The 20,056-nt window shown below is 41.0% G+C and carries 22 protein-coding genes; 17 read left to right on the top strand and 5 right to left on the bottom strand.

All coding sequences use genetic code 11. The features are described from left to right. Nucleotides 1-9 precede the first annotated feature (9 nt). The 12 genes from QI30_RS05030 (at nt 10) to QI30_RS04975 (ending at nt 13,337) form a co-directional block, all read left to right on the top strand. Entirely contained in the window at nt 10-1,494 is a 1,485-nt protein-coding gene (locus QI30_RS05030; protein ID WP_126989847.1) for a glutamate synthase subunit beta, read from the top strand. Between the two features lie 362 nt (nt 1,495-1,856). Further along, nucleotides 1,857-2,639 carry a Fe-S cluster assembly ATPase SufC gene (gene sufC / locus QI30_RS05025; protein WP_126989846.1) on the top strand — a complete coding sequence of 261 codons (783 nt, stop codon included), beginning with the start codon at nt 1,857-1,859 and terminating at the stop codon, nt 2,637-2,639. Nucleotides 2,640-2,658: 19 nt separating this feature from the next. Beyond that, on the top strand, nt 2,659-3,966 hold the full coding sequence (gene sufD, locus QI30_RS05020) for a Fe-S cluster assembly protein SufD (RefSeq protein WP_126989845.1): 1,308 nt from the start codon (nt 2,659-2,661) through the stop codon (nt 3,964-3,966). Next, nucleotides 3,966-5,192, top strand: a complete 1,227-nt coding sequence (locus QI30_RS05015; protein WP_126989844.1) for a cysteine desulfurase — start codon at nt 3,966-3,968, stop codon at nt 5,190-5,192. Before sufD ends, QI30_RS05015 begins: the two co-directional genes overlap by 1 nt. Continuing rightward, nucleotides 5,185-5,619 carry a Fe-S cluster assembly sulfur transfer protein SufU gene (gene sufU / locus QI30_RS05010; RefSeq protein WP_126989843.1) on the top strand — a complete coding sequence of 145 codons (435 nt, stop codon included), beginning with the start codon at nt 5,185-5,187 and terminating at the stop codon, nt 5,617-5,619. The genes QI30_RS05015 and sufU overlap by 8 nt, the downstream gene beginning before the upstream one ends. A gap of 21 nt (nt 5,620-5,640) precedes the next feature. Next, nucleotides 5,641-7,038, top strand: a complete 1,398-nt coding sequence (gene sufB / locus QI30_RS05005; RefSeq protein WP_126989842.1) for a Fe-S cluster assembly protein SufB — start codon at nt 5,641-5,643, stop codon at nt 7,036-7,038. A gap of 546 nt (nt 7,039-7,584) precedes the next feature. Then, nucleotides 7,585-8,448: a DUF72 domain-containing protein gene (locus QI30_RS05000; RefSeq protein WP_126989841.1), complete on the top strand. Its 864-nt coding sequence runs from the start codon at nt 7,585-7,587 to the stop codon at nt 8,446-8,448. A gap of 3 nt (nt 8,449-8,451) precedes the next feature. Continuing rightward, entirely contained in the window at nt 8,452-9,276 is an 825-nt protein-coding gene (locus QI30_RS04995) for a sulfite exporter TauE/SafE family protein (protein ID WP_126989840.1), read from the top strand. Between the two features lie 15 nt (nt 9,277-9,291). Next, on the top strand, nt 9,292-10,644 hold the full coding sequence (locus QI30_RS04990; protein ID WP_126989839.1) for a bifunctional metallophosphatase/5'-nucleotidase: 1,353 nt from the start codon (nt 9,292-9,294) through the stop codon (nt 10,642-10,644). Between the two features lie 85 nt (nt 10,645-10,729). Continuing rightward, nucleotides 10,730-11,845, top strand: a complete 1,116-nt coding sequence (locus tag QI30_RS04985) for an HD-GYP domain-containing protein (RefSeq protein ID WP_126989838.1) — start codon at nt 10,730-10,732, stop codon at nt 11,843-11,845. Between the two features lie 176 nt (nt 11,846-12,021). Then, a complete protein-coding gene (lipA, locus tag QI30_RS04980) occupies nt 12,022-12,954 on the top strand; it encodes a lipoyl synthase (protein ID WP_126989837.1) in 933 nt (310 codons plus the stop codon). Between the two features lie 20 nt (nt 12,955-12,974). After that, on the top strand, nt 12,975-13,337 hold the full coding sequence (locus QI30_RS04975; RefSeq protein WP_126989836.1) for a YutD family protein: 363 nt from the start codon (nt 12,975-12,977) through the stop codon (nt 13,335-13,337). Between the two features lie 55 nt (nt 13,338-13,392). Here the strand turns inward: QI30_RS04975 and QI30_RS04970 are convergent, their stop codons facing one another. Beyond that, nucleotides 13,393-13,656, bottom strand: coding sequence for a DUF3055 domain-containing protein (locus tag QI30_RS04970; protein WP_126989835.1), 264 nt, complete (start codon nt 13,654-13,656; stop codon nt 13,393-13,395). Between the two features lie 82 nt (nt 13,657-13,738). Between QI30_RS04970 and QI30_RS04965 the strand changes: the two genes are divergently transcribed. Continuing rightward, nucleotides 13,739-14,191, top strand: coding sequence for a DUF86 domain-containing protein (locus QI30_RS04965; protein WP_126989834.1), 453 nt, complete (start codon nt 13,739-13,741; stop codon nt 14,189-14,191). Further along, nucleotides 14,192-14,953: a TIGR01457 family HAD-type hydrolase gene (locus tag QI30_RS04960; RefSeq protein WP_126989833.1), complete on the top strand. Its 762-nt coding sequence runs from the start codon at nt 14,192-14,194 to the stop codon at nt 14,951-14,953. Between the two features lie 47 nt (nt 14,954-15,000). Here QI30_RS04960 and QI30_RS04955 read toward each other — a convergent pair whose 3' ends face one another. Further along, a complete protein-coding gene (locus QI30_RS04955; protein WP_126989832.1) occupies nt 15,001-15,252 on the bottom strand; it encodes a YuzB family protein in 252 nt (83 codons plus the stop codon). 175 nt (nt 15,253-15,427) lie between these two features. Between QI30_RS04955 and QI30_RS04950 the strand changes: the two genes are divergently transcribed. Next, entirely contained in the window at nt 15,428-16,498 is a 1,071-nt protein-coding gene (locus tag QI30_RS04950; protein WP_126989831.1) for an NAD(P)/FAD-dependent oxidoreductase, read from the top strand. Between the two features lie 159 nt (nt 16,499-16,657). Here the strand turns inward: QI30_RS04950 and QI30_RS04945 are convergent, their stop codons facing one another. Together QI30_RS04945 and QI30_RS04940 are read right to left on the bottom strand one after the other, a co-directional pair. Next, nucleotides 16,658-17,962, bottom strand: a complete 1,305-nt coding sequence (locus tag QI30_RS04945; protein ID WP_126989830.1) for an MFS transporter — start codon at nt 17,960-17,962, stop codon at nt 16,658-16,660. Between the two features lie 228 nt (nt 17,963-18,190). Further along, complete coding sequence (locus QI30_RS04940) at nt 18,191-18,514, bottom strand: YuzD family protein (RefSeq protein ID WP_126989829.1); 324 nt, start codon at nt 18,512-18,514, stop codon at nt 18,191-18,193. 80 nt (nt 18,515-18,594) lie between these two features. On the opposite strand from QI30_RS04940, the gene QI30_RS04935 reads away from it, so the two are divergent. Beyond that, nucleotides 18,595-18,816, top strand: coding sequence for a NifU family protein (locus QI30_RS04935; protein ID WP_126989828.1), 222 nt, complete (start codon nt 18,595-18,597; stop codon nt 18,814-18,816). Nucleotides 18,817-18,879: 63 nt separating this feature from the next. Here QI30_RS04935 and QI30_RS04930 read toward each other — a convergent pair whose 3' ends face one another. Further along, entirely contained in the window at nt 18,880-19,554 is a 675-nt protein-coding gene (locus QI30_RS04930) for a DUF2225 domain-containing protein (protein ID WP_126989827.1), read from the bottom strand. A 133-nt stretch (nt 19,555-19,687) separates the two neighbouring features. On the opposite strand from QI30_RS04930, the gene QI30_RS04925 reads away from it, so the two are divergent. Continuing rightward, complete coding sequence (locus QI30_RS04925) at nt 19,688-20,053, top strand: HesB/IscA family protein (RefSeq protein ID WP_126989826.1); 366 nt, start codon at nt 19,688-19,690, stop codon at nt 20,051-20,053. Nucleotides 20,054-20,056: the final 3 nt, after the last annotated feature.

The raw sequence follows: 20,056 nt of genomic DNA, 5'->3' as shown, positions 1-20,056 counted from the left end.
TGATCTAGAATGGGAAAACCAACAGGATTTATGGAATATGATAAAAAGAAGGTTAAAGAAAAAGCGCCACTAGCACGCGTAAAAAACTTTGAAGAATATACGGAGCGATTATCAGATAAAGATTTAGCGACACAGGGCGCACGCTGTATGGATTGTGGCACACCATTTTGTCATATGGGCATTGAAATTCGTGGCTTTGCGGCAGGTTGTCCAATTAATAACTATATTCCAGAATGGAATGACCTTGTCTACCAGGGACAGTGGAAGGAAGCGCTTGAGCGTTTGATGATGACCAATAACTTCCCAGAGTTCACAGGACGTGTCTGCCCGGCACCATGCGAGGGCTCCTGTACGTTAGGCATTAATGAGCCGTCTGTGGCGATTAAAAGCATCGAGCAGTCGATTATTGATAAGGGCTTTGAAATGGGCTGGGTCCAACCACGTATCCCGCAAAAGCGTACGGATAAACGCGTCGCTGTTATCGGATCAGGTCCAGCGGGATTAGCGGCCGCGGATGAGCTCAATCAATTAGGCCATCAAGTAACAGTGTATGAGCGTGATGACCGTGCAGGCGGCTTATTAATGTATGGCATTCCAAATATGAAGCTAGATAAAAAAATCGTCGAGCGCCGCATTAACTTATTGCAGGCAGAGGGTATTCAATTTGTGCTAAATACAGCAGTCGGTAAAGATATTACGGCAGATGAATTAAAGGCACAATACGATGCAGTTGTGCTTGCGACAGGCGCAACAAAAGCGCGTGAGCTACGCATGGAAGGCAGCGATGCACGCGGTGTTGTGCCAGCGATGAATTACTTACATGACGTAACGAAAAGCTTATTAGATTCAAATTTTGAAGATGAGCGTGCATTAAATGTCAAAGGCAAAAATGTCATCGTTATCGGTGGCGGGGATACGGGTGCGGATTGTGTAGCGACCGCTGTGCGCCAAGGCTGTAAATCGGTGCATCAATTCGGTAAACACCCGGCATTACCTGCTGTGCGTCAACCAGAGCAGCCATGGCCATCTGACCCGCAAGTATATAAATTAGATTATGCGTATGCGGAGGCCGATGCGAAATTTGGCGGTGACCCACGTGAATACTGCATTCAAACGAAAAAAATTGTAGCTGATGAACGAGGGCGTGTTAAAGAGCTGCATACGATTCAAATGAATAAAATTGTTAATGACGAGGGCTATGCGTACTTTGAAGAAATTCCGGGTACGGAAAAAGTTTGGCCGGCCGACTATGTATTCGTCGCAATCGGCTTCCAGGGCGCTGAGTCCGCTGTTGCAGAGCAGTTTGGTGTGAAAATGCTAAACAATCGTGTCCACGCCTCTCGTCTAGATTACACAACGAATGTACAAGGCGTCTTTGCGGCAGGAGATGCGCGCAGAGGGCCATCCTTAATTGTATGGGCAATCAAGGAAGGGCGCGAAGTTGCCACACAAGTTGCAAACTATTTAGCGGAGACACATGCTATCGCACAATAATAGAAGGAAGGCTGCGCGTGAGAAAGAAATTTCTTGCCCGCAGTCTTTTGTTTTAAGACAGGTAATGCCACCAGAAACGTGATATAATGCGGTTTATCATCGTTTTAATAGTGGAAAACCGCAATCTTTATTGAAATCGATTCTCAATTAGAACATCCTTATTGAAAATGAGAAAATTTTAAAATAAATGCATCTTTTACGTTGCAATTATTATAGGAAATCTTTTAATAGCAACGATTGTGTAATCTACTTGAGAATGAAATTCAAATGGTTGCAATCACTTTTTAATTAAGTTAAGATTAGAATGATGTTAAATTAAGAATGGATTCGCCATTCGGGAAACGCAAACGGAGGGTATTAGAATGTCAACTTTAGAAATTAAAGATCTTCATGTTTCAATCGAAGACAAGGAGATTTTAAAAGGCGTTAACTTAACGCTAAATACAAACGAAGTACACGCAATCATGGGTCCTAACGGTACTGGTAAATCAACACTAGCTTCAGCTATCATGGGTCACCCTAAATACGAAGTAACTTCAGGTGAAATCTTACTTGACGGTGAAAACGTATTAGAAATGGAAGTAGACGAACGCGCGCAAGCTGGTCTATTCCTAGCAATGCAATATCCATCAGAAATCGCTGGTGTTACCAACGCTGACTTCTTACGTTCAGCTATTAACGCTCGTCGTGAAGAGGGCGATGAAATTTCAATCATGAAATTCATCAAACAATTAGATAAAACAATGGACTTCTTAGAAATGCCAGAAGAAATGGGCCAACGTTACTTAAACGAAGGTTTCTCTGGCGGTGAGAAAAAACGTAACGAAATTCTTCAATTAATGATGATTAAACCAAAATTCGCTATACTTGATGAAATTGACTCAGGTCTTGATATCGATGCACTTAAAATCGTTTCTAAAGGTATTAACGAAATGCGCGGCGAAGGATTCGGCTGCTTAATGATCACGCACTACCAACGCTTACTTAACTACATCACACCTGACCACGTTCACGTAATGATGCAAGGTAAAGTAGTTAAATCTGGTGGTTCTGAATTAGCACAACGTTTAGAAGCAGAAGGTTACGACTGGATTAAAGAAGAACTAGGCATTAAAGATACAGACGCAGTAGTAGAAGAAGCATAATCGAGGAGGACGAGCACAGATGACGGTTGAAACAAAACTTGCTTTAACAGCCGAAGATGTACGCTCTTTCTCTGAAGCTCAAGGCGAACCAACATGGTTTGCAGAGCTTCGCGAACGTGCTCTTGCGGAAGTTGAAAACTTAGATATGGTTAAACCAGATAAAACAAATATTGATAAATGGGATTTCTTCAATTTCAAAAATCATACTGTTGAATCTGACACATTTGCTTCATTAGCTGAGCTACCTGAAGCAGTGAAACAAATCGTAGACGTTGAAGGTCAACAAAACGTTTACATTCAACGCAACAACACACCAGCTTTCCTTCAAGTATCTGAAGAGTTAAAAGCACAAGGTGTCATTATGACAGACATTTTCACAGCACTTAAAGAACATGGCGACTTAGTTCAAAAATTCTTTATGACAGAAGCTGTGACAGTGGATGAGCATAAATTAACAGCACTACACGCAGCACTTGTAAACGGTGGCGTATTCGTATACGTACCAAAAGATGTAGAAGTTGCTGAGCCTTTACAATCAGTCTTCTACGTTGATAATGCAGATGCTTCATTATTCAACCATGTATTAATCGTGGCAGATACAAACTCAAAAGTAACATACGTTGAAAACTACTTCTCAGGCGTAGCTTCTAACAACACACAAGCAAACATCGTAACAGAAGTAATTGCTCGTGAGGGCGCGAAAATTACTTTCGGTGCTGTTGATACATTAGATGCTGGCTTCACAACTTATGTAAACCGTCGTGGTGAAACATTACGTGATGCAGAAATCGACTGGGCATTAGGCTTAATGAACAACGGTGATACAATCGCTGAAAGCATTACACATTTACGTGGTGACGGTTCAGTTGCTGATACAAAAACAGTTGTTATCGGTAGCGGCAAACAAAACCAAAACTTCACAACAGAAGTTCGTAACTGGGGTAAAGCTTCAATCGGTAATATCTTAACGCACGCAGTCGTAAAAGATGCTTCTCGTGCAATCTTCAATGGTATTGGTAAAATCGAACACGGCGCTACAAAAGCAGATGCACAACAAGAATCACGTGTATTAATGCTTTCTCCAGACGCTCGTGGCGATGCAAACCCAATCCTTTTAATCGACGAAGATGATGTGACAGCGGGACACGCAGCTTCAGTAGGTCGCGTTGATGAAATGCAACTTTACTACTTAATGAGCCGCGGTATCTCTCGTGCAAACGCTGAAAGACTTATCATCCATGGCTTCCTTGAACCTGTTGTTTCTCAACTGCCAATCGAAGGTGTTAAAAAACAATTAATGGAAGTTATCGAAGGGAAAGTAAAATAATGATCAAAGACGACATTCGTAGCTATTTTCCAATCTTAAACCAAGAAATTAATGGTAACCCACTTGTTTATTTAGACAGCGCGGCTACTTCACAAAAACCAGTTCAGGTAATTGAAGCACTTAGTAAATACTATGAGTTCGATAACTCAAACGTACACCGTGGCGTGCATACGCTAGGTAACCGTGCTACAGACGCTTATGAAGGCGCTCGTGAAAAGGTTCGTCAGTTTATTAATGCGAAATCGACGGAAGAAGTTATTTTCACACGTGGTACAACTACAGGTTTAAATATGGTGGCATCAAGCTACGGTCGTGCAAACGTTTCAGAAGGTGATGAAATTGTCATTACGTATATGGAACACCATTCAAACTTAATTCCATGGCAACAGCTAGCGAAAGCTACTGGTGCGACATTAAAATATATCGATATGCAACCAGATGGTACATTAGCAATGGAAGACATCGAAAAAACGATTACCGATAAAACAAAAATCGTTTCAATGACTTTCGCGTCAAATGTATTAGGTACGCATAACCCAATTAAAGAAGTAGCAGCCATTGCGCACAAACATGGTGCCGTAATGGTTGTCGACGGCGCGCAAGGCGTACCGCACTTCCACACAGACGTACAAGATTTAGATTGCGATTTCCTTGCATTCTCAGGTCACAAAATGTGCGGTCCAACGGGCATTGGTGTATTATATGGTAAAAAAGAACACCTCGAAAAAATGGAGCCTGTCGAATTCGGTGGCGAAATGATTAACTTTGTTGGATTATATGATTCAACTTGGGCTGATCTTCCAGCTAAATTTGAAGCAGGTACACCAATCATTGCCGGTGCAATTGGTCTTGGTGCAGCAATCGATTTCTTAAATGAAATTGGTATGGATTCTATCATTGCTCACGAGCAAGAATTATCTAAATATGCGTTCGAAGCATTAACAACAATCGATGGCCTAACAATTTACGGCCCTCAAGATCCAATGAAACGCTCAGGTCTTGTGACATTCAACATTGATGATGTTCACCCACATGACCTAGCAACGGCGCTAGACAGCCAAGGTATTGCTGTTCGTGCTGGACACCACTGCGCACAACCATTAATGAAATGGTTGAACTGCGTAGCGACTGCACGCGCAAGCTTCTACGTGTATAACACGAAAGAAGAAATCGACAAGCTCGCTGACGGGGTGCGCTTCACGAAGGAGTATTTCGGAAATGTCTAATTTAGATCAACTATATCGTTCAGTAATTATGGACCACTATAAAAAACCACGTAATAAAGGGACGCTTGAAGGCTCAAATGTACAGCTTGATATGAACAACCCAACATGTGGTGACCGTATTCATTTAACACTTCAAGTCGATGATAACATCGTAACCGATGCAAAATTCGAAGGTGAAGGTTGCTCAATTTCCATGTCATCTGCATCAATGATGACACAATTGATTAAAGGCAAAACAATTGATGAAGCGGTAGAACTAGCACACACATTCTCAGAGATGATGTTAGGTCATGAGCATGATGAAGATTTAGACCTTGGTGATGTGGAAGCATTACAAGGTGTATCTCAGTTCCCAGCGCGTATTAAATGTGCGACATTGGCTTGGAAAGCAATGGAAAAAGGGATTAACGAACAAATTAAAAAATAAGCTTTGAACGGAGGAGAAATAATGGCTAAACAAATGCCCGAAATCGGCGAGTACGAATATGGTTTCCGCGACAAAGACGTATCGATTTTCCGTACAGAACGCGGTCTTACTCCTGAAATCGTAAAAGAAATTTCTCGTATGAAAGACGAACCACAATGGATGTTAGATTTCCGTCTGAAATCTTTAGATATTTTCTATTCAAAACCAATGCCACAATGGGGTGGCGACCTTTCAGGATTAGACTTCGATGAAATTACGTACTACGTAAAACCATCTGAAGGCGCTGAAAAATCTTGGGATGAAGTACCGGATGAAATCAAAGCAACATTTGATAAATTAGGTATTCCTGAAGCAGAGCAAAAATATCTTGCTGGTGTATCAGCACAATATGAATCTGAAGTTGTTTACCACAACATGAAAGAAGACCTTGAAAAACTAGGTGTTGTTTTCAAAGATACAGATTCTGCTCTTAAAGAAAACGAAGATTTATTCAAAGAATACTTTGGTAAAGTAATCCCTCCTGCAGACAACAAGTTCTCAGCACTTAACTCTGCAGTATGGTCTGGTGGTTCATTCATCTATGTACCAAAAGGTGTTAAATTAGACACACCTTTACAAGCTTACTTCCGTATTAACTCTGAAAACATGGGTCAATTCGAACGTACGCTAATCATCGTTGATGACGATGCATCAGTACACTACGTTGAAGGTTGTACAGCACCTGTTTACACAACAAGCTCTCTTCACTCAGCAGTAGTAGAAATCATCGTTAAAAAGAACGCTTATTGTCGTTATACAACAATCCAAAACTGGGCAAACAACGTATACAACTTAGTAACAAAACGTACAGTTGTTGAAGACCACGGTACAATGGAATGGGTTGATGGTAACATCGGTTCTAAATTAACAATGAAATACCCAGCATGTATCTTAAAAGGCGAAGGCGCACGTGGTATGACATTATCAATCGCTATCGCTGGCCGCGGCCAAAACCAAGATACAGGTGCGAAAATGATTCACTTAGCACCAAACACATCTTCAACAATCGTATCAAAATCAATCTCAAAACACGGTGGTAACGTAACATACCGTGGACAAGTGAAATTCGGTAAAAAAGCGACAAATGCACGCGCAAACATCGAATGTGATACGCTAATCATGGATAACGAATCAACATCTGATACAATTCCATACAACGAAGTAATGAATGACCAAATTTCTTTAGAACACGAAGCAAAAGTTTCAAAAGTATCTGAAGAACAATTATTCTATTTAATGAGCCGCGGTATTTCTGAGCAAGAAGCGACAGAAATGATCGTAATGGGCTTCATTGAACCATTCACAAAAGAACTTCCAATGGAATACGCAGTAGAAATGAACCGCCTAATCAAATTTGAAATGGAAGGTTCGATTGGTTAATTAAGTGATGAAAACACCGTTTAGTGCTGACGGGCGTTTATAGTTCCTGACAAGCGGCGTTCTTCGTCGCGTCGGAAGGAACGAAACGACCCGAAGCACTGGTGTTTGAATCCGGATAGGGTCTGCTGGACGCAGACCCGGTAAGCGTTGCCGCAAGGATGCGGCGAAGTTAGCTTACCTTCCTTTGTCACAAAACAAAGGCCAATCAGCTACAAAAAGACGAGACTCTTTAACAGGAGTTTCGTTTTTTAATTTATTTGAAAGAATATCGGAAGGAACGAAACGACCCGAAGCACTGGTGTTTGAATCCGGATAGGGTCTGCTGGACGCAGACCCGGTAAGCGTTGCCGCAAGGATGCGGCGAAGTTAGCTTACCTTCCTTTGTCACAAAACAAGGACCAATCAACTACAAAATGACGAGACTCTTAATAGGGTCTCGTTTTTATTTACGCAACATTAATTTTCCCTATCTTTTAAGCGCCACGCATAGAGCCAAGTAAACAGCTATGATATGATATGGAGTAATAGAAATGGAGGCGGAGTAGGATGATTTATGTAGGCTTAACAGGCTGGGGAGACCATCCAGATGTCTATAGTGAAACGACTTCTGCACGCGATCGATTATTCGATTACAGTGGTCATTTTCCAGTGGTCGAGGTAGATACGTCTTTTTATGCGATTCCATCAGAGAAAAATGTCTTGAAGTGGATTGATGAAACACCCGATCAATTTAAATTTATCGTCAAAGGCTATCGTGGTATGACCGGTCATTTACGTGGTGAAAAGGATGCGTATTTTGATACGAAGGCAGACATGTTTGAAGCGTTTAGAAAAGCCATCGAGCCGTTTCAACGTGCTGGAAAACTTGCGGCGGTGTTGATGCAGTTTCCACCATGGTTTGATTGTCAGTTTAAAAACGTCCAATATTTGCGCTACGTGAAGCAGGAGCTTGGCGATTTTCCGGTCGCCATTGAGTTTCGAAATCGCACATGGTATACCGAACAATATGTAGATGGCACGATGAATTTATTACGTGAGTTAAAATTTATTCATACTGTATGTGACGAGCCACAGGCAGGAGAGGGCTCCGTGCCATTGCTGTCAATTGCGACAACGGATACGGCCTTTGTGCGTATTCATGGGCGCAATGTCCATGGTTGGCTTCAAAATGGTCGTAGTCAGGAAGATTGGCGCAAAGTACGCTGTCTCTATAATTATAACGATGAGGAATTACGCGAAATTGCGGTGCATATTCAGCGGTTAGCGAAAACAACGCGCCATGTCTATGTCGCTTTTAATAATAATTCAGGCAACGATGCGGCGCATAATGCGAAAGAGCTACTTGAGATTTTAAATATCCATTATGATCATCTTGCACCGAAGCAACTGGATTTATTTGAAGGGGATTAGGAAATGACAGCAGCACTATTGATTATTATCTTTGCGATTTTTTCAGGCATTGTCGGCGCACTTGTCGGACTTGGCGGGGGTATTATTTTAGTACCGGCACTACTCTATTTCGGTATTTCACAAGGTCTAATGAGCGATTTGACGCCACAGCGCATCGTTGGCTTATCTGTTGTGATGATGATTTTTACAGGTCTTTCATCGACGCTTGCCTATATGAAATCAAAAACAGTCGACTATAAAAGCGGCTTTATTTTCTTTATCGGTAGTATCCCAGGGGTTATGCTGGGGGCTGCGGTGAACCGCGTGATGGATGTACCATCATTTGAGCTGTATTTTGGTATTTTAATGATTATCCTGTCGATTATTTTAATCGTCCGAGATCGTTTAAAGCCTGTCAATTGGTTTGTGGAGCATGGCACAAAGCGCACCATCACTGATTCAGACGGGCATACATACACTTATGGCTATCCAATTTGGTTTGCGATTTTAGCGTCGTTCATCATTAGTTTTGCCTCTGGTTTATTTGGCATTGGTGGCGGTTCGATGATCGTGCCGATGATGTTAATTTTATTTTTATTCCCTGCACATGTGGCCGTCGCAACATCGATGTTTTTAGTGTTTTTAACATCCATCGTCAATTCAGGCGCACACTGGTATTTCGACCATATTCCATGGCATTACGTCATACCGGTCGTCATTGGAGCAATGATTGGCGGTAAGTTAGGCGCGGAGCTAAACAAGCGTCTCAACTCAAAAACAGTTGTTCTGTGCTTACGTGTCATGCTCCTATTAATGGGGATTCGCTCGATTGTGTCGAGCATATTATAGAGAGGTGAGTGGACCTTGGAAACAATTCATATTTATCATACGAATGATGTGCATAGCCATCTTGATTCATGGCCACGCACACGAAGTTATTTACAAGAGCGTCGCGCGTTCCATGAACAACATGACGAAGCCTGCTTAATAGTAGATATTGGCGATTTTATTGATCGATCGAATATTTTTACAGAAGCAACACTTGGAAAGTCAAGCATCACGCTACTTAACGAAGCAAATTATGATGCTGTTACTATCGGGAATAATGAGGGAATCACGCTCGCAAAAGAAGCGCTGAATCAACTATATACTGAAGCAAAATTCAATGTTATCGTCAATAATTTAAAAGAGCCCGACGGAAAAATACCAACATGGGCAGAGCCTTATCATGTGTATACGCTCGCATCTGGTACAAAGCTTGGGGTTGTTGCGGCAACAGCACCTTTTCCAGATTACTATAATAATCTAGGCTGGAAAATTGAGGACCCTTTTACACGTCTACATGAATCGATTGCACAGGCGCGCAAGGAAGCTGATATTATTATTTGTCTGTCGCATCTTGGCTTACATTCAGATGAGCGCCTTGCAGAGCAGGAGCGCGATGTGACGCTTATTTTTGGCTCTCACACGCATCACGTACTAGAGCATGGCAAATACATCAACCAAACGTTACTCACGGGAGGCGGCAAATATGGCCGTTACATCGGGCATTCGATTATTCATTATGATGGAATGGTTCAGCAAGTAGAAACGGAATTAATTGATACGACAACTCTTCCACCGGAGCGAGGAGAGCATCGCGAGGTAGCGGCACAACAACGCTACGGTGAGGAGCTTTTAGATGTAGAAGTATTTGAAACGACACGCTTTTATAATAAGGAATGGTACCACTACTCGAAGCTATCGCATTTCTTTGCGGAGGCACTACTTGATTTCTCGGGTGCAGATTGTGCATTCTTTAATGCGGGCATTTTTTTAACAGACATGAAAAAGGGGCCTGTGACGGCGCTTGATATTCACCGTATGCTACCACATCCAATCAATGCCTGTATTTTTGAATTAAACGAGGCACAGCTACGCGATATTTTAGCTATTATCGAGCGCGCGGAGGAATGGCCAAGGCGTGAGCTACGTGGCTTAGGATTCCGCGGAACTGTTGTTGGTAAAATGCTGACATATCATTTTAAACAGCAAGACGGGCATATTCTTGTGAACGATAAAATACTAGCACCAGGTGAAACAGTGAAAGTTGCGACGCTCGATATGTTTACATTTGGCTGGTTTTTCCCAGCGTTAAAAGCGTTGCCAAAAACATATTTACTACCACAATTTTTACGTGATATTCTTACAATTTATGGTCATAAGCACTTTGTATAATCAATTTTTTAGAAAATTAGATATTTTTATTATGATGCATAGTATATAATATATATATGATTACAAAGTAAATGAGGACAAAAGTATGAGGCTTATATCAACGAAAGTGCTACAAGAAGAGATGGTTATCGCCAAAACGATTTGGAATGAAGCAGGTATGCCACTACTACAAGAAGGTGTCCACGTGACAAATCGAATTATTCAACGATTGCAGCAATTAAACGTTCAATATGTCTACATCGATGATGAAATTTCTAAGAATATTGAGGTGGCAGAAGCCATTCCACCGAAGATTCGTAATGCCGCAGTCAATAAAATTGAAAACTCTTTTAAAATGCTAAAACGTTTAAAAGGAACCGATATTACGTATTGTTTAGAAAAAAGTTCAAAAGATTTTACGGCTATTATTAATAGCTTAATGGACAGCATTTTTGACAATGAAGAATTATTAACGGTCTTAAGTGATGCCTTTATCTATGATGAATATATTTATCAGCATTCTTTGCAAGTTACCATCTATACGATTTCGATTGCACATGAAATGAAATACAATGCCGAGGAAGTGCGTCAAATCGGTATTGGTGCGATGTTGCATGATATCGGTAAGATGTTGATTCCACAAGAAATTTTACAAAAACCAGGCCGTTTAACGAATGAAGAGTATGACACGATGAAGATGCATACACAGTATGGGTTTGATATGCTACGCAATCTGCATACCATTTCATTATTATCAGCGCATTGTGCCTTTCAGCATCATGAGCGCTTAGATGGTAGTGGTTATCCACGTGGGTTGGTGGATTTTGAAATTCACCCATACGCCAAAATTATTGCTGTAGCTGACGTATTTGATGCAGTCACCTCTAATCGCGTTTATCGTAATAAAATGCTACCGTCTGAAGGTCTCGCCATTATTAATCAAGGGTCAGGAACGCTATACGACCAAATGGTTGTCGAAGCATTTAATCGTGTGATTGCGGCTTATCCAAATGGGACTGTTTTACTTTTAAGTAATGGCAGTCGTGGCATTGTATCAAAGCAAAATGCAAGCAATACAATGCGTCCGAAATTACGTATTTTTGAAGAACATGGCAAGCTTGTCAAAGCAACATATGAGCTAGATTTAGCTAGTAGTGAGCTCGATATTCTAAACGTAGAACCAGAGTATTTAGAAGAAAAAGGAACCGTATATATGATGTAAAAAGAAAACGACAAGGCAGCGTAACAAATAGGCCTTGTCGTTTTCTTTTTATCTTTTTGACATGGACAAATTTCACTGTTTGAAATTTCCTAATTTACTGTATTATTAACAAAAAATGTGTTAGAGTGACAGGTGGGGACGTCATTTAATACACATTTATGAGGAGTTGAAGTTCTATGTCATCATGTAAACCGACATCGAAAGACGATAAACGACAACACGTCCGCAAACCGGATTGGTTAAAAATTAACATTAAGGCGAATAAGCAGTACAAGGAATTAAAGACCTTAATGCGTGAGAAAAACTTGCACACTGTATGTGAAGAAGCAAGATGCCCAAACATCCACGAATGTTGGGGAGAGCGCCGCACAGCAACCTTTATGATTTTAGGCTCTGTTTGTACGCGCGCCTGTCGTTTTTGCGCGGTTAAAACTGGTTTGCCAACTGAACTCGATTTAGCGGAACCAGAACGCGTAGCAGACTCCGTTGTATTAATGAATTTAAAGCACGTCGTTATAACAGTAGTAGCCCGTGATGACTTGAAGGACGGGGGCGCGAGTGTACTGGCTGAAACAGTGCGCGCTATTCGTCGTAAAAGTCCACAAACTTCAATTGAAGTGCTACCATCTGATATGGCCGGCGTGAAGGAAAACATTCAAATCCTAATGGATGCGAAACCAGATATTTTAAATCACAATATCGAAACAGTTCGCCGTCTGACTCCGAGAGTTCGAGCGAAAGCAAAATATGATCGTTCACTTGAATTTTTACGTCGTTCAAAAGAAATGCAACCTGACATTCCTACAAAGTCATCTCTTATGGTAGGATTAGGGGAGACGGAAGAAGAAATTCTCGAAGTAATGGATGATTTACGTGCTAACGATGTAGATATCATGACGATTGGTCAATATTTACAGCCGACGAAAAAGCACTTACCTGTCCAAAAATACTACGCACCAATCGAATTTGGTCGCTTACGTAAAATTGCGATGGAAAAAGGCTTTAAACACTGTGAAGCGGGTCCACTCGTTCGTAGTAGTTACCATGCAGATGAGCAGGTAAATGCGGCGACGAAAGAACGCCAAATGCAGGCTGAGGCGGGTATGTAAATCACCTAGGAGGGTGAAAAATGATTGTTGCGGATCAATATGAATATGAGGTCGTGCAAGATTATCGCAACGCCTTTAATGAGGAAGATTTTAAAGGTCGCTATGCCGACATTTTATCAAAATACGATTATATCGTAGGGGATTGGGGCTACGGTCAATTGCGCTTGAAGGGTTTCTATGAAGAGCGAAACCAAAAAGCTACATTCGATACGAAGATTAGCACATTAGAAGATTACCTATATGAATATTGCAATTTTGGTTGTGCTTATTTTATCGTTCGAAAAATCGGCAAAATTGTACCGCCAGCACCGGATAAAGAAGTTACAGAACAAGTGACGGAACCAGTGCAAGAGTTACAGGAAGCAACGCCTGAACAGGGTTGATTTCTATAGCTCAACAAAAAAACGGACATCGCAAATCGCGACGTCCGTTTTTTGTTTACACTAATTCATGTAAGTATTCACGTAGCTCCTGCGCCTCGTCAGCAGGACGGTTGTAAACGTGCTCTAAGTATCCAGGTTCATCTAAATCGTCAGAGCCGATAATCGCAAACTTACTCATTTGCATATCCATGACGATGATTTTACCGTAAAAACGAGTGCTTTGCATGATGGCTAAATCGTAGCGCTGACTTTCACCTGTAAAGCTAACAAAGCGTGTTTGTGTATCTTCAAGGTCATCATATAAGAAAAATCTATCCATGTTTAATTCTCCTTCCGGTGTTAAAGATATGGTACTATAGGGAAGGAAAGACTATCAACTTTTTTCAATTGGAGGAATTGCTGTGTATTTTATCGACAGTAAAAAAATCACAAAAAATTTAGCATATATGGATGACATCACTGCGGTATTTGAGTCGCGTGAAAACTGGTTAGAAGATGCGGTTTCAAAGCTTGCTTTAGAACGTATCGCCAACGTATATATTGAAGCAATTATTGACATCGGTAACACGATGATTGACGGCTTTATTATGCGTGACCCAGGTAGTTACGAAGATATTATTGATATTTTAGTAGATGAAAAAGCCGTACCAGCAGAATATGATGCTGATTTAAAATTACTCTTAACATTACGCCGCGTATTAGTACGCGATATTTTAGAAGTAGACGATGCTGAAGTATTACGTGTCCTAACAGCAGTCGTACCAACAATCAAAAAACTACGTGCTGCCATTGAAGCCTTTGTTGCGAAAGAAATGGGTACGGTTGTGACAGCATTTATTCCTGAGGAAGACTAGATGAAAGCTTATAAAGCCTATTGTTTTGACTTAGATGGTACTGTTTACCGCGGTGCAGCGGCGATTCCAGAAGCGGTGGCGTTTATTCACCATCTACAAGCACAAGGAATCGAACCATTCTATGTCACAAACAATGCGAAATATACGCAACTAGATATTCAGAAAAAGCTCGCAGCAATGGACCTTGTTGTACCAGAAGCGCGCATTATGACGTCATCGATTGCGACAGCGAAATATATCGCCAAGCACTATCGGGGCCAAAGCGTAAAAGTGCTCGGTCAACAAGGCTTACAACAGGCAATTGCCGCAGAGGGCATTCCCGTTGTGACGGAAAATCCGGACATCGTTGCACAGGGACTCACAATGAATATTTCATACGAAGCACTAGAAGATGTGTGTTATGACATTCAACATGGGGCGAAGCATATTGCGACAAATGGCGATATTAAACTGCCAAAAGAGCAAGGCTTTGCACCAGGAAATGGCTCATTTGTTCAACTTGTGCAAAACGTTACGGGTGTCGAACCGCTTTATATCGGCAAGCCAGCACCACATATGCTTGAAATCATTCGCGATAGCTTTGGCTTTGAAAAAGAGGATATGCTGATGATTGGTGATAATTATGATACCGATATTTTAGTAGGCATTGCGTATGGCATCGATACGGTGCATGTTGACACAGGTGTGACACGTCAAGAGACGGTCAAAGCGAAGTCCGCACAGCCAACGTACTATGTAAAAACTTTAGCAGATTGGCTATAACCAATAAAAAAACGGGTACATGTGTCATAGCATGTACCCGTTTTTTATTAAAATTCAGACGCCGAAAACATCGGATTATTATTGATAGCGGTATAAATATTTTTCAGTAATTCTTCTGGTGTGGCGCCTTCTACAACATCACCTTCGACCACTGCATATAATGACTCTGAGCAACGGGTACAAAAGCTAAGGCAGCCATACTCTAGTACTTCTACATTTGGATCTTTTTCGAGTGCTTCATAGACGGATTGCGCACCCATTGCTAGATTACTTACACAAAATTCTACTAATGGATTCAAGTTTGTCACCTCTAATAGTGAATCCTACTATAGATTTATGCGCGGCGTCAACGAAACAAAATTAAATTGTGAAAGTTATCACAAAGATATTGTGAAAAGTATCACAATCATTTATACTCGTAAAGGATAGAAAAAGCTTGTAACTAAATTGTCACATAAAAAAGGAGAATCCCTGATGAAAAACTTAGTATTATTAGGCGGCGGTTACGGTAATATGCGCGTATTATTACGCCTACTTCCGAACAACCTTCCCCAAGACGTTCAGATTACATTAGTAGACCGCGCCCCATACCACAGTTTAAAAACAGAATTTTATGCACTTGCCGCAGGTACAACACCAGAAAGTCATATTCGTGTACAATTCCCTGACCACGAACGCTTAAAAGTTGTCTACGGTGAAGTGACAAAAATTGACCGCGTAAACAATGCTGTTGTTTTCGCAGATGGTCAAGAACTAAACTATGATGATCTTGTCATTGGCTTAGGGTGTGAAGATAACTACCACAACGTACCAGGTGCAGAAGAGTTCACCTACTCAATTCAAACAATGGCAAAATCACGTATCGCTTACGATAAAATTAGTGCATTACCAGCAGGAGCAACGGTTGCTGTAGTAGGTGCTGGTTTATCAGGTATTGAATTAGCTTCTGAATTACGCGAAAGCCGTTCAGATTTAAAAATTAAATTATTCGACCGAGGCGCACGTATTTTAAAAGACTTCCCAGAACGTCTTAGCCGCTACGTACAAAAATGGTTTGATAAAAATGATGTAGATGTCGTAGCAGAATCGGATATTACAAAAGTAGAGCAAGGTGCACTTTACAACCATGAAGACCGCATCGAAGCGGACCTAATTGTCTGGACAGCAGGGATTCGTCCAGTATCAGTAGCTCGCGAAGTTGATGGCGTTGAAATGGAACGTGGTCGCATTAAAATTACACCACATTATCATTTACCAGTAGATGAGCACGTATTCGTTGTTGGCGACTGTGCCCATTCTTCAGTAGGTGGACCAAGTGCTCAATTAGCCGAAGAACAAGGTGACCGCATTGCGATCGTTCTTCAAAAACGTTGGAAAGGTGAAACGCTACCAGCAGAACTTTCACCAATCAAACTAAAAGGCTTCATGGGTGCATTAGGTAAAAAACAAGGTTTCGTAAACTTAGGCGATGCAACGGTAACAGGTCGCGTAGCACGTATGATGAAATCTGGTTTACTATGGATGTACAAAAACCAAAACGGCTAATCCGTATTGTGTTGCAATAAAAAAAGGCTTTAACATACATGTAAAAGCAACCGCTCCTATGAGCATAAGAAAAACCGGAATCGCGCTATGGCGCGGTTCCGGTTTTTCGTTGTGAACGCTAAAAAATAAAAGTGACGTGTTCTGTCCTAGTGTCTTTCTTTAGTTTAATTCTGTTTGAATTGTTTCTTTTAGTGGCTCTACAGGTGCTGGGCGATCCCAAGTACCTTGTTTTACAAGGACGTCTTTATCGCGGAACGCAAGGACAATAAACAGCATATTCATAACAAGTAATACAATGACGGCAATCATCGCTGGTGTGTAGCTACCAGTGAAATCAAGTACATAGCCGTATCCAGGCAGTGCAACGATAGATGCAACGGCTAAACCAACAGAAACACTTGAATAAATGCGGCTATAATCACGTGTACCAAATAATGCCGTCGTTAAGGCAGGTGCAAGTGTCGTAATCGAAGCGGAAATGAAGCCAAAGAATACGCCACCGACTAGGATAAGCGGTGTTGTCGTTGGGAATAGCATAAATAATAAAATCGCAATAATGCCCATTACCATTGCACCAAGCGCCGTTGTTTTCGCGCCAATACGGTCAATTAAAATACCAAATGTTAAGGCACCTAGTAGGGAACCAACAGCGACCATACTCATCGCTGTACCAGCAAAAGTGACTTCATAGCCATTTTTCGCTAAATACGTTGGAATGTGAACGGCAAAGCTCGCAACCGCTGTAATGATAAAGAAGAATGACGCAAGTAGTAAGAATGCCTTCGTTTTCTTTGCATAGTCAAATGCCATGCCGACAATCGAATCATCCGCTGCTTGGCCATCTTGCTGTTCAGCACCAAGTGGTTGTAAATTTTTGTCCTGTGGACGAGAGCGCAAGAAGAATAGCGCAACAGGAACTGTTAAAACGATAATCCCTAAGCCGACTGAAATATATGTGGAGCGCCAGCCAATCCATTCAATCATATTGCCAACAACCGGTTGAATAAAGACATTTAATAGTCCTGCAACAGCACCCATGATACCAAGAGCTAGACCACCACGCGTTTTAAACCAACGTGCAATTAAAATCGGTCCCGCTAATAATGTGATAGGGACGGTACCAAATGCCATTGGCACCGCAATAATATACCAGCCCCATACAGAGTTCATTAAGCCAAATGCCGCAAACGAACCACCTTGTAAAATGATGGCGATTGTTAGTAGTAAGCGCACATCGTATTTTTCAAATAGCTTCCCAGCAAACGGTAAAACAACAAGCGTCATAATCGCCCCAATACTTAAATAAAGCGTTAAATTTCCCATACCAATTCCTAGCTCTGTTGAAACAGGTGTTAAAAATAAGCTAGAGCCATTTGTGATGGCGCCTTTTGCTAGCCCAAGAATAAGGCTAATGCCGATTAAAATAATCCAAGCATAGTGAAATGATTTTTTCTGACTAGACATAATGAATGCCCCCTATAAACAATAGTGTCGACAAAATAAAAGGAGAGAGGACGTGCTTTATTCAACCCTTTACTTCTTCGTTTAATGAATTTTAACATTAAAATATTTAAAACGAAATAGTTTTGTTGCTAATTTTCTTATTTTATGTCCTTTTTTTCTGCTTGCTGTTTACTTTTTCTTTTAAAATAAAAAACTACCACAGTCAATACTGTGGTAGTTCTAAATCTCCTAAGCGTGGAACCCTAATTTTTCAAGCTCTTTGTAAATTGGTTTTAATTGAATATAGCCTTCTCCAACTACTTCATCGTTAATTAAAATAAGTGGATAGAAAAACTCATCTTCTTGAACGCGTGTAGCCCAGTCTTTATGGCGTTCATTCTCAATTGGTTGTTCGATATCAATGTAATTGATATCGTAGGCTTGTCCGGGATATTTACGATCAATTGCTGCTTGTAACCATTCATAGGTATCTTTTGAAGAAGGTGCATTCACACAACTAGCGCATTGAACGTCTGCTCCAAAAATCTCAATTTTAATTGGTTCATTCGTCATTTCTTTAACCCCCGTGTTTCTTTAATGGATTTTTTGGCTTATAGACATTATAATGATTTTAGAGAGAGGAGTCGATACGAATGTTAGATCAAGTACAAGAAGTTCTAGATAAATTACGTCCCTTCCTATTACGCGACGGCGGCGACTGTGAATTAGTAGATGTAGAAGATGGTGTTGTAAAATTACGCTTACTAGGTGCATGCGGTAGCTGCCCAAGTTCTACAATTACACTAAAAGCAGGTATTGAACGCGCACTTTTAGAAGAAGTACCAGGCGTAGTTGAAGTAGAGCAAGTATTCTAATACACAATGAATGACGATATATGAAGGAGGAAGTATTCGTAATTTACGAATACTTCCTCTTTTTTATTGCACTTGACGCATATCGTTCCAGGCGTCTTTTGCCATATCAATAATTTTTATTTCATTGGATGTACGCTGTTGTTCGATGACAATCGAGAAATAGCGAATCGCTTTTTCTCGTTCATCAAGGCGACGTGATAATTCAGCCGCTAAATATGCGACGCGTACCTCAGACATGCCGCTATTGACATAATCACCTGTAGAAAACGCTTCTATGTATTGGTCGCGCGCAATGCGGATAAAGCGTAGCTCCGCATCATGCTGTTTGAGTGAGCGATAAATCCATGCACAGCGAAGGGCAAGTCCTGCGAGTGTGATATGTTTTTCCTTTTTAATTTGCCCTGAAACGAGCGCGAGCTGATAGGCTTGTAGTGCTTGCTGCGGAGAACGTTCACCAGAAAAATCATGATGGACCCATTTATTGCTAATTTGCTGTTGTAATACTTCAGAAGTGCCGGGCATAAAATAGGTGCTAAAATCATCTGTAAATGCAAAGCCGCAATGCTCGCATACATAAGCATTATAAAAATAACCATGTACATCATTTTCATAAACTGGACGAAAATCGGCATCTGTTGACGCAATTTTCAGCATTTTCATGCGAATCTTTGTCGTATTAAATTTCTTTTTACAATGAATGCAATCAACCTGCTTTGTATAATAGGGGGATAGGTCCATTTTTAGGCCTCATTTCTTATGTTTGGTTATAGGTCTATTATATCATTAAAGTAAAAAAAAGAAATGAGTTCAACTATTTTACGACTGCTAGGAAAATTGATATGATAATACTATAGAGAAAGCAGGTGTAAATATGACAAAACACGTAGTAGACATTACAGAAGCAGCTGTTTTCCATATTAACGAAATGATGGAAAACAACGAAGAAGAAAACGCATTTTTACGCGTTTCCGTAAAAGGCGGCGGTTGCAGTGGTTTAACGTATGCAATGGGCTTTGATACAGAAGTATCACCAGAGGATGAGGCTTACGAAGAGTTTGGTTTAAATATTGTTGTCGCAAAACAAGATATTCCAATTTTAAACGGTACAGTAATCGACTTTAAACAATCGCTAATGGGCGGCGGTTTTACAATCGACAATCCAAATGCAATCGCAGCATGTGGCTGTGGTTCTTCATTCCGTACAGCAAAAAATGCTGGTACACCAGGAAACTGCTAAGAA

Source organism: Candidatus Kurthia intestinigallinarum (assembly GCF_003991225.1).
GTDB lineage: Bacteria > Bacillota > Bacilli > Bacillales_A > Planococcaceae > Kurthia > Kurthia populi.
This window is presented reverse-complemented; position numbering and strand designations above follow the sequence as displayed.